Origin of the sequence: Butyrivibrio sp. (assembly GCF_015056685.1) — a bacterium.
Lineage (GTDB): Bacteria > Bacillota > Clostridia > Lachnospirales > Lachnospiraceae > Butyrivibrio.
This window is the reverse complement of the sequence record NZ_SVFW01000073.1, coordinates 1-14,429: the sequence shown is the minus strand read 5'-3', so window position 1 is coordinate 14,429 and position 14,429 is coordinate 1. Positions and strand designations below refer to the sequence as shown.

Annotated in this window: 17 protein-coding genes; 2 read left to right on the top strand and 15 right to left on the bottom strand. The window is 39.4% G+C overall.

Features of this window, described 5'->3' with window-relative positions:
• Positions 1-142 precede the first annotated feature (142 nt).
• The 8 genes from E7303_RS17220 to E7303_RS17185 form a co-directional block, all read right to left on the bottom strand.
• On the bottom strand, positions 143-589 hold the full coding sequence (locus E7303_RS17220; protein WP_022772980.1) for a GNAT family N-acetyltransferase: 447 nt from the start codon (positions 587-589) through the stop codon (positions 143-145).
• A 298-nt stretch (positions 590-887) separates the two neighbouring features.
• On the bottom strand, positions 888-1,676 hold the full coding sequence (locus tag E7303_RS17215; protein ID WP_292146682.1) for a hypothetical protein: 789 nt from the start codon (positions 1,674-1,676) through the stop codon (positions 888-890).
• A 730-nt stretch (positions 1,677-2,406) separates the two neighbouring features.
• On the bottom strand, positions 2,407-2,805 hold the full coding sequence (gene rpsI, locus E7303_RS17210) for a 30S ribosomal protein S9 (protein ID WP_072700523.1): 399 nt from the start codon (positions 2,803-2,805) through the stop codon (positions 2,407-2,409).
• 26 nt (positions 2,806-2,831) lie between these two features.
• Entirely contained in the window at positions 2,832-3,260 is a 429-nt protein-coding gene (gene rplM / locus E7303_RS17205; RefSeq protein ID WP_022772976.1) for a 50S ribosomal protein L13, read from the bottom strand.
• 240 nt (positions 3,261-3,500) lie between these two features.
• Entirely contained in the window at positions 3,501-4,283 is a 783-nt protein-coding gene (gene truA / locus E7303_RS17200; protein WP_292146679.1) for a tRNA pseudouridine(38-40) synthase TruA, read from the bottom strand.
• Positions 4,284-4,307: 24 nt separating this feature from the next.
• On the bottom strand, positions 4,308-5,114 hold the full coding sequence (locus E7303_RS17195) for an energy-coupling factor transporter transmembrane component T family protein (protein WP_292146677.1): 807 nt from the start codon (positions 5,112-5,114) through the stop codon (positions 4,308-4,310).
• Positions 5,108-5,959 (bottom strand): energy-coupling factor transporter ATPase, encoded by an 852-nt coding sequence (locus tag E7303_RS17190; protein WP_292146676.1) that lies wholly within the window; start codon positions 5,957-5,959, stop codon positions 5,108-5,110. The genes E7303_RS17195 and E7303_RS17190 overlap by 7 nt, the downstream gene beginning before the upstream one ends.
• Before the next feature lie 38 nt (positions 5,960-5,997).
• Positions 5,998-6,855, bottom strand: a complete 858-nt coding sequence (locus E7303_RS17185; protein ID WP_292146674.1) for an energy-coupling factor transporter ATPase — start codon at positions 6,853-6,855, stop codon at positions 5,998-6,000.
• A 76-nt stretch (positions 6,856-6,931) separates the two neighbouring features.
• On the opposite strand from E7303_RS17185, the gene E7303_RS17180 reads away from it, so the two are divergent.
• Positions 6,932-7,840: a M15 family metallopeptidase gene (locus tag E7303_RS17180; protein WP_292146672.1), complete on the top strand. Its 909-nt coding sequence runs from the start codon at positions 6,932-6,934 to the stop codon at positions 7,838-7,840.
• An 85-nt stretch (positions 7,841-7,925) separates the two neighbouring features.
• Here E7303_RS17180 and E7303_RS17175 read toward each other — a convergent pair whose 3' ends face one another.
• The 7 genes from E7303_RS17175 to E7303_RS17145 form a co-directional block, all read right to left on the bottom strand.
• Entirely contained in the window at positions 7,926-8,462 is a 537-nt protein-coding gene (locus tag E7303_RS17175; protein WP_022772968.1) for a bL17 family ribosomal protein, read from the bottom strand.
• A gap of 158 nt (positions 8,463-8,620) precedes the next feature.
• The gene (locus E7303_RS17170) at positions 8,621-9,577 is read right to left on the bottom strand and encodes a DNA-directed RNA polymerase subunit alpha (RefSeq protein ID WP_292139744.1); all 957 of its coding nucleotides are present in this window, start codon (positions 9,575-9,577) and stop codon (positions 8,621-8,623) included.
• 45 nt (positions 9,578-9,622) lie between these two features.
• On the bottom strand, positions 9,623-10,216 hold the full coding sequence (rpsD, locus tag E7303_RS17165; protein WP_022772965.1) for a 30S ribosomal protein S4: 594 nt from the start codon (positions 10,214-10,216) through the stop codon (positions 9,623-9,625).
• A 138-nt stretch (positions 10,217-10,354) separates the two neighbouring features.
• Entirely contained in the window at positions 10,355-10,765 is a 411-nt protein-coding gene (rpsK, locus tag E7303_RS17160; RefSeq protein ID WP_292146669.1) for a 30S ribosomal protein S11, read from the bottom strand.
• Between the two features lie 101 nt (positions 10,766-10,866).
• Positions 10,867-11,235, bottom strand: coding sequence for a 30S ribosomal protein S13 (rpsM, locus tag E7303_RS17155; RefSeq protein ID WP_292139749.1), 369 nt, complete (start codon positions 11,233-11,235; stop codon positions 10,867-10,869).
• 220 nt (positions 11,236-11,455) lie between these two features.
• Complete coding sequence (rpmJ, locus tag E7303_RS17150) at positions 11,456-11,569, bottom strand: 50S ribosomal protein L36 (RefSeq protein ID WP_013280022.1); 114 nt, start codon at positions 11,567-11,569, stop codon at positions 11,456-11,458.
• A gap of 185 nt (positions 11,570-11,754) precedes the next feature.
• On the bottom strand, positions 11,755-13,137 hold the full coding sequence (locus E7303_RS17145; RefSeq protein ID WP_292146667.1) for a uracil-xanthine permease family protein: 1,383 nt from the start codon (positions 13,135-13,137) through the stop codon (positions 11,755-11,757).
• 190 nt (positions 13,138-13,327) lie between these two features.
• Between E7303_RS17145 and mgrA the strand changes: the two genes are divergently transcribed.
• Positions 13,328-14,317 carry an L-glyceraldehyde 3-phosphate reductase gene (mgrA, locus tag E7303_RS17140; RefSeq protein WP_292146664.1) on the top strand — a complete coding sequence of 330 codons (990 nt, stop codon included), beginning with the start codon at positions 13,328-13,330 and terminating at the stop codon, positions 14,315-14,317.
• Positions 14,318-14,429 lie beyond the last annotated feature (112 nt).

Here is a 14,429-nt window from a genome sequence, read left to right as displayed (position 1 = left end):
TCCTGAGGTCATATTTTGTGTGGTCTGTTCTGTATTTGTCATGGCCGCTCTCTTTGGTCTTTCTCTTGATGTTAATTATTTAATAGTTAAGATTATTTATATATCCAGGCTATTCCCTTTGCAAGACGCAGATCCGCATTTTTCATTCAATCGACATTTTCTTTAATGGGATCCATTCGTCCTCTATCATTGTATCTCCAGTAAAATCAAATCCATTTTTCTTATAAAACTTAATGCCTCGCTCATTTTGTTCTAAAACCCACAGCCATTTTGCTCCTTTGTCTAAGATCGCAAAGTTTAGTAATTTACTGCCAATCTTCTCCCCTTGAAACTGGGGTTCAACATAAAGCTTTACTATTTCATCATGATTTAATCGAATAACTCCTTTAACAGCACCATCATCATATACATACGTATCCTGCAGTATTTTCTTGTTATCAATGTACTCTTTAGCTACATCAACAACATTTAACTCCCCAAAATAAAATTGCTCATTTTTAAATATCGGAAAGAAATTCTTTCTATAATTTGTAACAATCATTTCTGCAATTCTAGAAGCATCCGATGGCTTAGCTTGCCTTATATTCATGTCCAGTCTCCTCTGTCAACATCATTTTGTCATCGTAATAAATACTTTAAATTTTCTTTGTAACAGCTTTCTTGCAGTTTCCTTGCAGCATGCCAAACAAAGTATATTTTTGTCATTTTATCTCCTCAGTCATTTATCCTGAACTATTGCTTTCTTACATTTTAATAAAGTCATATTAAAATAGGCAAGCCTTACCTTAATTCTTTCATACTGTTACTCAAAAAAATGACGGGAAATTCTTCCCGTCTGCGATGGTCCAAAGAGCTTTCGCTCAGATCAATATTATAATAACATATATTCATCTGAGATATTTATCCGCCAATTCACTGACAATCCTTGTATTCAAAACATCCTGTTCCGTCTCAAACGTAAGGATCAAACGCTCTCCGGGAAGTATCCCGTTCATTTGATAGCTATTGAGCTTTTTAACCGCCTTGATGGCGTATTCAGGCTTATCCATCATCCCTTCGTGCTCCCAATAAATCTCTTTTCGTAGTTTCCTCGAAAGGAATGTGAAGTCGGGATAGACTATCCCATGCCCCGATAGGTTTAATGGTTTTTCATACTTATATAGAATATTGTTCCGGTAAAAGAAATCGGCAAGGATTTTCTCCGACTTTGATCGGACACGTTCTCCTTTCTCCGTAAGAATTACAGGCATTCCTTCTTTGAAAGCTTTGCCAACATATGGCTCTGAGTACCATTGTTCTTGTAATTGACTAAATGTTGGCTCAACCGGAGTGATAAGTTTCTGTCTCTCAGGGTGTAGCGACGTAAATAGTTGTTCAAGCTCATCATCATTATAATTCTTGAGGCACTTGGCAATGTGCTTGGCTCTTGCCTCAGCAGTCTTAAGTACTGTATCATTATATGCTTTCTGTGCCAGTTGACGAGGAAGCTGTACATTATCCCTTGGGATATACTCTCCATATCTGTCATCTATGCACTGATAATATCTGGCCACTCCGTGATCAACTGATATGCGAAGTCGCCCTTCAGGCGTAGCAATATCTTTTTCTCTTGTATTAGCTATTATGCCTTGCAGGTGCTTTTGCTCCTGTAAAAGCATTTCTCTTAATCCATACAATTATTTGTCCTCTTTTCTTTTATATTTTCTTTCGATTGGTGATAATAATAAGTATTTTCTTGTATTGAAGCTGTTTTCTTTTATTTAAACTGTTTTCTTTTTTCCTTTAGGAGATTATGAATTGATTCAAATAAGATTTTATTAAGAATAGGTCAAATTTTTCATCAGAATATGATTCAAATAGAGCATTAGTAGAAATGAAGTCAACTAGCTACTTAGCCTTAAATTGACTCATTTTGAACAAGACCGGATTTGCAGTCATCTGATTACAGCTCGACACTTGACTCATATACAGAATTTTGGAAATGCGGTCATGGAAATTCCCCAAGACCATTGACTCTCTCTTGAAATTACATGATTTGAGGTCAACGCATTCCCATACAATAGTTGACCCATATAAGGGAAAACTAGATTTGCAGTCAAATCCTCAACCGTAGCTGGTTGACTCATATAGAATAATCTTGGAATTGCAGTCAATCAGACGCACAGCGATTATTGACTCAAACAGAATAAAACAAGATTTATAGTCAAGAACACTCAGAAACACAAGCCAACTGACACGCCTAAATAGGGGCTTTGAAGCATCTTCTAGTATCTTATAGAATCGTAAAGTGAAATTTTTAATTTCCGAATAGGAATGACTTAAATAGAAAACCGGAAGCCACAATGGCTTCCGGCAATAGATCTTTGAATATTTCCAAAGAAACATGTATCTGCATCGCAGAAACGATTATCTCTTTGAGAACTGTGGAGCACGACGAGCTTTCTTTAAGCCGTACTTCTTTCTTTCCTTCATACGAGGATCTCTTGTAAGGTATCCAGCCTTCTTAAGTGTTGGTCTGTATTCATCTGAATCAGCCTGAAGAAGTGCTCTTGAAATACCGTGTCTGATTGCACCAGCCTGACCTGTTGTGCCACCACCTCTTACAGTAACAACTACATCAAACTTGTCTGATGTCTCTGTAGCTACGAGAGGCTGTCTAACGATAACCTTAAGTGTCTCAAGTCCGAAATACTCATCGATAGGTCTCTTGTTGATTGTAATATTACCATTTCCGGATTTAAGGTATACTCTTGCAACTGACTTCTTTCTTCTACCTGTTCCGTAATAATTAGCTGACTTTGCCATTTTATTATTCTCCTTCACTTACCAGATTAAAATGTTAATACTTCAGGCTTCTGAGCTGCATGTGGATGCTCTGAACCAGCATATACGTGAAGCTTTGTGTACATCTCTCTACCAAGAGATCCCTTTGGAAGCATTCCCTTTACAGCATGCTCGATAACTCTCTCAGGCTTATCATTAAGCATCTGACGAAGTGAGAACTCTTTGTGATGTCCAACATAATCTGTGTGGTGCCAATACATCTTCTGATCAAGCTTCTTACCAGAAACCTTAATCTTCTCTGCATTGATAACGATTACATAATCACCTGTGTCGATGTTAGGTGTGTAAATAGGCTTGTTCTTTCCTCTAAGTACGTTTGCAACGTTAGAAGCAAGACGTCCAAGTGTCATATCTGTAGCATCAACTACATACCACTTTTTCTCTACTGTAGTTGCACTAGGCATATAAGTTTTCATTATGTTTCCTCCAAATTAAAACTAATACTTAATTTGTAACCTCTGCAAAACCCTTCACCTGATCCTGCAGTATATATATGAACATATTGAAGCTTACCGGGACATCAATATGTCACTTACTATTTTGTGGGCATAGTTATAGAATAAACTTCGTCACACAGTAAGATATTATAGGACTCAAACAAAAGATTTGTCAAGATGTTTTGCCTCTTTTTCGGATAAAACATCTATATTTTTGGTTCAGTCATCCTCAGCTGTTTCCGGTCCGGGAATTCCGTCTAAAAACTCATATTTCATCAGGAATAAGCCACATGCCGGAGCTGTAGGTCCTGCTGCTTTTCTATCCTGTTTATCGATCATTTCCTTAATATCTGATGGTTTTCCTTTTCCTCGTCCAATCTGTAAAAGAGTACCTGCAATTATCCTTACCATGTTATAAAGAAAACCATTTCCGATAACCCTTATAACTACCTCATCACCGTGGCGAAATACCTCAACTTTTTTTATGGTACGAACATGACTGACTGCCTGCGATTCAACATTGCAAAAGCTCGTAAAATCATGCTCTCCTTCGAGATAATGAGCTGCCTCGTTCATAACATCAATATCAAGAGGCATACTAAAATGGTAAGTATAAAAGCGCCTTGTCGGAACAGGCATCTTAGAATTCAGCACCCTGTACTCATAGGTCTTAAGGGTATCACAGTGCCTTGGATGGAAATCCGGATGTACCTCTCTTGACTCAGTAACGCATATATCCTGCGGAAGAATATGATTAAGCGCATACGAAAACCTGTCTCCGGGAATTGACGACGAAGTATCAAAAACCGCTATGTTACCATAGGCATGAACTCCTGCATCCGTGCGGCTTGCGCCGATAACTTCCACTTCCTCACCGGTCAGTCCGTGAATTGCCCTGTTAAGCATTTCTTCAATTGTATTATGGGTACTTTTTTGAAGCGCCCATCCGTTATAAGCTGTTCCATCATAGGAAACAACCAGCATTATCCTGCGCTTTTTCAACCATCTCTCCTAAAAACAAAATTATTACCTAAACAGTAGTCTGCCAAACACAATTATAGCCACAAGATATATAACCAAAATCGCATAAGCAATTCTGTCTCTGTTCTGATAAATAAGCGGCTTCATCTTGGTTCTTCCCTCGCCGCCACGGTAGCACCTTGCCTCCATAGCCATAGCAAGGTCAAGAGCTCTTCTGAATGCAGATATAAAAAGAGGAACAAGTAAGGGCACAAGACTCTTAGCTCTGTTTATAAGTGAGCCGCTCTCAAAGTCAGCACCCCTTGCCATCTGTGCCTTCATGATCTTATCTGTCTCTTCCAAAAGAATCGGTATAAATCTGAGGGCAATAGACATCATCATTGCTATCTCGTGTACCGGAACATGAAGAACCTTAAGAGGTTTTAACACGCTTTCCAAGCCATCTGTAAGATTATTAGGCGTAGTTGTAAGTGTCATTATTGATGAGCCTGTTATAAGAAAAACAAGCCTTATAGCCATCAAAATAGCAAGCCTCAGTCCCTCATAGGTAATCTTTATTTTCCAAATGCTCACAATTGGCGTTCCTGGTGTCAGTATCAGGTTAAACACCATAGTTATGACCAAAAGGAAAAAGATAGTCTTCATTCCTCTGAACATAAACTTGACAGGAACATTTGAAAGTGCAATGCATGCTCCTAAAAATACAGCAGCAATAACATATCCCCACACATTTTTTACAAGAAAAAGAGAAATGATAAACGCAAATGTCGCCACCAGCTTAACCCTTGGATCAAGTCTGTGTATCACCGAGTCTGTTCTATAATATTGTCCAAGCGTAATGTCTCTTAACATTTTCCAAACACCTTAAGTATCTCATTTTTGGCTTCCTCAATAGTGGTAGCCTCTGTATCAACATCAAATCCTGCAGCTTTTAATTCCTGCATCACATAAGTAACGGTAGGAGCTGACAGGCCTATTTCTTCTAGTTCTTTATAGTGCTTAAATACTGCCTTGGGTTCACCGTCAAAGGTTACTTTTCCCTTGTTCATTACAATTATTCGCTGAACATAATCCGCTACATCATCCATACTGTGGCTTACAAGAATAACTGTAATGCCCATCTCCTTGTGTAGCTTAGAAATAAGTCCCAGTATATCTTCACGCCCCTTGGGATCAAGTCCCGCTGTCGGCTCATCCAGGATAAGCACTTCAGGCTTCATTGCAAGTACTCCTGCAATTGCCACACGCCTCTTTTGTCCACCAGAGAGGTCAAATGGTGACTGATAAAAATACTCATCATCAAAGCCAACCTGTTTTAAAGCCTCGTAAGCTCTAAGCTCCACCTCTTTTTGCGGAAGCCCCAGGTTCTTAGGTCCAAAACACACATCCTTAAAGCAATCCATCTCAAAAAGCTGATGTTCAGGATATTGAAACACAAGACCAACCTTGGCTCTTAAAGCTTTTTTATCAAAATCAGCATCAAAAATGTCTTTTCCATCAAAATAAACATTGCCGCTTGTTGGCTTAATAAGTCCATTCATGTGCTGGATAAGTGTAGACTTTCCTGACCCTGTATGACCAATAAGGCCGATAAACTGCCCCTTAGGGATTTCAAGATTGACATCTATCAGCGCTGCATGAGCCATGGCAGTGTCTTCATCATATATGTAATTAACATGATCAAGTATTATCGACATAGTTATATGTTTCTCTCATTCTCTTATTGATGAAAAAGTTATCCCTGCTGAAGTTTCAGTTTTTTCAATTCATCAACAAGTTCTTCTCTTGAAAGTATTCCATCAGGAAGTGGCAAACCGCTCTTTTTAAGTTCATATGCCAAAAGAGTAACCTGCGGAACCCCCAATCGAAGTTCTTTTAACTTATCAACCTGTGAAAAGATTTCTCTTGGTGTTCCCTGCATTTCTATATGGCCGCCATCCATAACAAAGACCTTGTCGGCATATATTACTTCTTCCATATAGTGTGTAATAAGTATTATGGTTATTCCTTCAACACTATTAAGCGCTCTTGCAGCCCTGATAACATCCTTACGGCCATTAGGATCAAGCATGGCTGTGGGCTCGTCGAAAATAATACACTTCGGATGCATCGCTATTACACCTGCTATGGACACTCGCTGCTTCTGACCGCCAGAGAGATGATTGGGCGATGATTTTCTAAACTTGAGCATCCCCACAGTGCGAAGACTCTCTTCCACTCTTTCCCATATCTCATCAGTCGGAACGCCCATATTTTCAGGTCCGAATCCAACATCCTCTTCCACGACCTGCCCGATTATCTGGTTATCAGGATTTTGGAATACCATTCCAGCTTCCTGCCTGATGTCCCAAAGATGTGACTCATCCTCAGTATTCATGCCATCCACGAATACCTGTCCTTCAGTAGGATATAAAAGCGCATTAAAATGCTTGGCCAAAGTAGACTTACCTGAACCGTTATGTCCGAGAATGGCAATGAACTGTCCGGGCTTTATATCAAGGTTAACGTTATCAATTGCCCTTGTAATGCCCTCTACATTACCTTCTTCATCTCTTCTAATATATTCAAATACAAGATTATCAGTACGTATCATGTTTTTTACCTACCATACTGCAACAGTATATCACAAATGTGATATCATTTATGTATTATATGCGAGGTTTATTCAAATGAACAAGAAATATTTAAAAGATTTTGTTTTTTTAGCCGGAGTCATCATATGCTGCGCAATTGCAGCCAGAGTGCTTGCCGGAGGGGAAACTTTAGAGGAATATGCGCAAAAAAATGATAAAGTGCCTGAAGTTTCCGCTGTAGCTTCAACAGATGAAGCTATTTCAAGCATTGATGAGTCCTCTTCATTCATTTCATCAAAAGAGCTAAATACCACTTCTGCTACAGACAATGCAAGCCAATCTTCAGATGAAGCATCTTTAGCATCATCGCAGGAAGATACACAGCCTCTGTCAGATGATTTATCAAACAGATTTGTATATAAGGATGGTTTCTACTACGAACCAATTTCAAATGAGATCTTTAAAAGGATTTCCGGGATTTCTTATCCTGTAGATTGTTCAGTACCATTAGATGATCTCAGATATCTCAGCCTCTTATACAATGACTTTAACGGTGATACGCAGACAGGTGAGATGATCTGTAACAAGACCATAGCGGAGGATTTATTGGAAATATTCTGCGAATTATATCAAAACGGTTACCAAATTGAGAGCATTAAGCTCATTGACGAGTATAACGGAGATGATACTGCATCAATGCTTGCCAACAACACTTCCTGTTTCAATTACCGCGTCGTTGAGGGTACAACAAGACTTTCAAATCATGCAAAAGGGCTTGCTATTGATCTAAACCCATTTTATAACCCTTATATTACATACAATAAAGACGGTTCTATAAATATCTCCCCAGAAGGAAGTGAAGCTTATGCAGACAGAAGTTCCAGTTTTCCATATAAGATTGATGAAAATGACCTTGCCTATAAACTTTTTAAAGAGCATGGTTTTACATGGGGCGGCAACTGGAATTCAGTAAAAGATTATCAACACTTTGAGCGTTCAAATTGAGCCATGCGCAAGAAAAAGAGAGAGTTTATCAGATGCAAGCATCCATAAACTCTCTCTTATCATTTCATCTGGCGTGGCTCGTTGCTCACACAAGCTCTAGAACAACCATCATTGCTGCATCGCCTTTTCTCTGACCAATCTTGATGATTCTTGTGTATCCACCCTTACGGTCTGCATACTTAGGACCATACTCATCGAAAAGTTTTGCTACAAGATCGATTTCCTTTGTGTTTCTCTTTCTTCCCTTGTTCTCCTGTGGAACTTCAACTACAGGATAAAGAGTCTTGAGAAGCTGTCTTCTTGCGTGCATACGTGAAGGCATATCTTTCTTGATTTCCTTCTTAACTGTTGTATACTTTGTAACCTTCTTGCCATCAACAACTTCTTTTACTCTTCTGCCGTCTTTGTCCTTCTCAGGAACTTTGCAGTCAACTGTAAGTGTCTCGAAGTTGTCCTTCTCTTTAGCTGCAAGAGTGATCATAGGCTCTACGATCTTCTTGATTTCTTTTGCTCTTGCTTCTGTAGTAATGATCTTACCATTGTAAAGAAGTGCTGTTACCTGGTTACGAAGAAGTGCTCTTCTAGGTTTTGTTGCTTTTCCAAGCTTTCTGTACATTGCCATGATTTTAATTCCTTTCTCATCAGCAGGTTTCCCCTGCATGTTAACATAAGGAAATGCCCATCGGACTTACTCTCCAAATGCTGTTAATAATTACTATGAGAATCCGCATCGGTACACATCGGATTTACCCTCCGCGGATATTCATTTAAAGATATTACTTATTCGCCATCTGCTCTGAGTGAAAGTCCAAGCTCGTCAAGCTTTGCAAGAACTTCCTCAAGTGACTTACGGCCGAGGTTACGAACCTTCATCATGTCGTCAGGAGTCTTGTTTGCAAGTTCCTGAACTGTGTTGATTCCAGCTCTCTTGAGACAGTTGAATGAACGAACTGAAAGTTCAAGCTCATCAATAGACATCTCAAGAACCTTGCCCTTCTCATCATCTTCCTTCTCTACCATAACTTCTGCAGTCTTGGCATTTTCTGAAAGATCGATGAACAGGCTAAGATGCTCTGAAAGAACCTTTGCAGCAAGGCTTACAGCCTCGTCTGGAGCAAGTGTTCCGTTTGTGTGAACATCAAGTGTAAGCTTATCAAAATCAGTAACCTGACCTACACGAGTATTCTCAACAGTTACGTTTACTCTCTCTACAGGTGTGTAGATAGAATCAATAGCGATCACTCCAATAGGAAGATCACTTGACTTATTCTTGTCTGAGCTTACGTAACCTCTTCCCTTTGTGATAGTAAGCTCCATGTAGAGCTTAGCATCCTTTCCAGAAAGTGTAGCGATTACCTGATCAGGATTCATGATCTCGATATCCTGATCTACCTGAATATCAGAAGCTCTAACAACACCTTCGCCATTGAACTCGATATAAGCTGTCTTTGGCTCGTTTGTGTCAGAAGAATTCTTAATAGAAAGATTCTTGATATTCATAATGATCTCAGTTACATCTTCCTTAACACCAGGAATTGAACTGAACTCATGCAGAACGCCTTCAATCTTAACCTGGCTTACTGCTGCACCAGGTAATGAAGAGAGCATAATCCTGCGAAGGGAATTGCCCAGTGTAATACCGTAACCTCTCTCAAGAGGCTCAACTACGAATTTACCATATTTCTTATCATCTGAGATTTCAGCAACTTCAATATTTGGTCTTTCAAAATCAAACACTGATATACCCTCCTTAAGTGGTTTGTTAACAAGTTAATTATATCATTATTTTGAGTACAACTCGACAATAAGCATTTCGTCAACTGGTACATCAATAACTTCTCTTGAAGGAAGTTCTTTAACTGTACCCTTAAGGCCTTCCTTGTTAACATCAAGCCATTCAGGAACAAGTCTTCCTGCTGTGATCTCTGAAATATCCTTGAATCTCTGGATATTCTTAGCTGCTTCTTTAACTTCGATTACATCTCCAGCCTTGATAAGGTATGAAGGGATGTTGATCATCTTTCCATTAACTGTGATGAACTTATGAAGAACAACCTGTCTAGCTTCTCTTCTTGTTCTAGCGAATCCCATTCTGAAGATTACGTTGTCAAGTCTGCTCTCAAGAATTGTCATAAGGTTTGAACCTGTCTGACCCTTCATTCTATCAGCACGAACATAATAATTTCTGAAAGGCTTCTCAAGAACGCCATAGATAAACTTAGCCTTCTGCTTCTCACGGAGCTGAAGTCCATACTCACTCATTTTCTTACCAGCTCTAGCTGATGTTCTCTTGGACTTCTTGTCATATCCAAGGAATGTTGGATCCAAATCAAGTGATCTGCATCTCTTTAATACGGGAACTCTGTTTACTGCCATTTTTTGGCTCCTTTCTTATTCTCAGATTGTTTTCACATTCTGATGTTGTTTACAGTGTTAAGCACCTTCGTCCAACGAGTTATTATTTACATTTATATATGCACAAATAACTGCTTATAATCGTGATAGGATCACCGATTATACTCTACGACGCTTAGGTGGGCGGCATCCGTTATGTGGTACAGGTGTTACGTCTGTGATAGATGTAACTGTAAGACCGCTTGCAGCAAGAGCTCTGATAGCAGCTTCTCTTCCTGATCCTGGTCCCTTAACGAATACATCAACAGTCTTAAGGCCATGTACAAGTGCAGCCTTAGTTGCTGTCTCTGCAGCTACCTGTGCAGCATAAGGAGTAGATTTCCTTGAACCCTTAAATCCCAGACCGCCAGCACTTGCCCAGCTAAGAGCGTTACCTGCAGCATCTGTCAATGTAACGATTGTGTTATTGAAAGATGACTGGATGTGTGCCTGTCCGTGTTCAACGTTTTTCTTGACACGTTTCTTAGCAGCTGCCTTCTTTGCAGCTACTGCTGATTTCTGATTTGCCATTTTAAACTAACCTACTTTCTTCCTATTATTACTTTTAATATAGTTACTGTCTGAACCTGCCATGCCAGATTCAATTGGTCCCAATAGCTTAGCGGAAAGAATTACTTCTTCTTATTAGCGATTGTTCTCTTTGGTCCTTTTCTTGTTCTTGCATTTGTCTTAGTTCTCTGACCACGGCAAGGAAGTCCTCTTCTATGACGCATTCCTCTGAAACATCCGATCTCTGTGAGTCTCTTGATGTTCATAGCAACTTCTCTTCTGAGGTCACCTTCTACATCGTAGTCGTTACCGATAATCTCGGCAATTCTCTTTACTTCTTCATCTGTAAGATCACGAACACGTGTGTCCGGATTCACTTTTGCTTCTTCAAGAATCTTGTTTGAGCTTGTTCTACCGATACCGTAGATATATGTCAAACCGATCTCTACTCGCTTATCTCTAGGTAAATCTACACCTGCAATACGAGCCATTCTAATTCCTCCATAATGTAAAAATGATTAATAATGAAGTTCTGCTCTCAGGCTTTCAGCCTTCGCCAGAACTAAGTTCGATCACGGAAATCAAGGATTTCCTATCTCACTTATGTTACTTATTTGATTGGGGTCACATTTCATCGACCCAATCGGACAAAGTATAATCCGATCTTTCCAATACACATTGGTATCAAAAAGTAATCCGAAACGGCTCGAATTATCCCTGTCTCTGCTTGTGCTTAGGGTTGTCACAGATTACTCTGATAACGCCCTTTCTCTTAATAACCTTGCACTTCTCGCACATAGGCTTAACAGAAGACCTAACTTTCATTGTTTCTCCTTTCCTGCATGGTAACAGAATAATGCCTGAAAAAGGGCACAAATACCCCTTTTTCTAAAAAGACCATTTAACATCATAGCATATATCAAATCAATAATCAACAGGTTTTTACAAAAAAAATACCAGGATTTCGATAAAATCTTTTACCGAAATCCTGGTAGGATATTATATGTTTATCAGCCTGCTTCTTCGTGATTATTGAAGCTTACGCCCCTATTGATGTCGCCTTTATGGTTAACACCAAAGTCATAATCATTTCCAGGTAATACTGCATTGAGCACGATTCCAAGAAGAGCTGCTATAGCAAGAGATGTAAGAGTCACAGGAGTATTTCCGATTGTAAATGTGATACCATCAGAGAATCCAAGTCCTGATACAAGGATAACTGCTGCGACGATCAGATTTCTTGATTTTGTGAAATCAACCTTGTTCTCTACTACATTTCTAACACCAATTGCTGAGATCATTCCATATAATATGAAGCTTATACCACCGATGATAGCTGTTGGCATTGTGCCAATGATGTCTGAGATCTTTGGAATGAAGCTTACTACGATAGCATATACAGCTGCAATCTCAACAACCTTTGGATCATAAACCTTAGAAAGCTCAAGAACACCGGTATTCTCTCCATAAGTTGTATTGGCTGGGCCTCCGAAAAGTCCTGCAACAGCTGTTGCAAGTCCGTCTCCAAAGAGTGTTCTGTGAAGACCGGGATCTTCGATAAAGTTTTTGTCTGTAGTAGCTGAAATAGCTGAAATATCACCAACGTGCTCCATCATAGTTGCAATTGCTATAGGAGCCATAACAAGAATTGCTGTAAGATCGAATTTTGCGAACTGGAAAGGAGGAAGTCCAACCCAATTTGCTGCAGCAACAGGTGCAAAATCAAGGATTGCACTGCCATCTGCATTTGTAAAGCCTATCGCATTCATAATAAGGGCAACACAGTATGAAATAACCACTCCCATAAGTATAGGAATGATCTTGAACATCCCTTTGCCCCAGATATTAAAGATAATAACTACTGAAAGTGCCACAAGTGCAAGGAACCAGTTTGCAGAAGCATTAGAAACAGCAGATGGTGCAAGTGAAAGTCCGATACAGATAATAATAGGTCCTGTTACTACAGGAGGAAGGAAATGCATAACCTTCTTTACTCCTACAAGCTTTATCACTACTGCAAGGATAAGGTAAAGAAGTCCTGCAACAACAATACCACCGCAAGCATAAGGAAGTTTTTCTCCATATGTCATATCAGCGTACTTACCTGAATTTAAATTAGCTACGGTAGCAAAGCCACCAAGGAATGCGAATGATGATCCCAGAAATGCGGGAACCTTGAATTTAGAAAAAAGATGAAAAAGAAGTGTACCAAAACCTGCAAAGAAAAGTGTAACCTGAACTGAAAGTCCTTCCCCATTAAAATAACCATTAACTAAAATTGGAACTAAGATCGTCGCCCCAAACATTGCAAACATATGCTGCAATCCCAAGAGCGCCATTTTGGGTTTCCCCAAAGTCGTGGCATCATAGATAGCCTGTCGTTTTTCTCCCATTTTTCTCCTCCGTTTTATTAACCTGAAAGGTTGTTTTTACCAAAGTGAATTATAGCATGATGTCAAATTATGTGCATTAATTATTCACTAAAAAATATGATTGTTTTTTAACAGAAATCTCACTTTTTTTCTGTGCTTTTTTCCTAAAAATATATTAAACTATAACAAAGTTTTATCTAGGGAGGGTTATATGTACACTGCAAATACTACTCGTTACGAAAGCATGACATACAATCGTTGTGGAAAAAGTGGTCTGAAGCTTCCTGCTGTATCCCTTGGACTATGGCACAACTTCGGTGACAACTCCGATTACAACAACATGGTAGACATGTGTAAGACCGCATTTGACAACGGTATCACACATTTTGATCTTGCCAATAACTATGGCCCGGCTGATGGGGCTGCTGAGCTGAACTTCGGTAAAATACTTAAAGAAAACTTTATGAACTACAGAGATGAAATGGTCATCTCAACAAAGGCCGGATACTATATGTGGCCAGGTCCTTATGGCGACTGGGGAAGCCGCAAGTACCTTATCGCAAGCCTTGATCAGTCACTTAAAAGAATGGGACTTGAATATGTGGATATCTTTTACCATCACAGAATGGATCCTGAAACGCCTTTAGAAGAGACAATGGAGGCTCTTGCCCAGATTGTAAGAAGCGGTAAGGCTCTTTATGTTGGTATTTCCAATTATGATGGACCTACTCTTGAAAGGGCTCACGCTATATTAAAAGAGCTTCATGTTCCATTTATCATTAATCAGAACCGCTACAACATTTTTGACAGAACAATTGAGAAAAACGGTCTGAAAGAAAAGTCCAAGGAAGTTGGAACCGGAATCATCTGCTTCTCTCCTCTTGCTCAGGGTCTTTTAACAGACAGATACTTAAATGGTATTCCTGAGGACAGCAGAATCCGCACTGATGGCCGTTTCCTTAAAGAGGGTCAGCTCACAGAAGAAAAGCTCGCCAATATAAAGGCTTTAAACGAAATTGCCAAAAGGCGTGGTCAGACACTTGCTGAAATGGCGCTCGCATGGAACCTCAAGGATGACTATATAACTTCAGTAATCATCGGCGCATCCAGATCTTCTCAGATTCTTGATAACATAAAAGCTATTGAGAATACCACTTTCACAGAAGATGAGTTAAAAGAAATAGATAAGTATTCCATATAATTCAAAAAGGGAGGCTCAACCTCCCTTTTTAGTACTCCATTATTCTCTTAATGATATCCATCTGATTTCCGCCATATTTTGCATACACTGAAGATACAGCTTCTCTAAATCT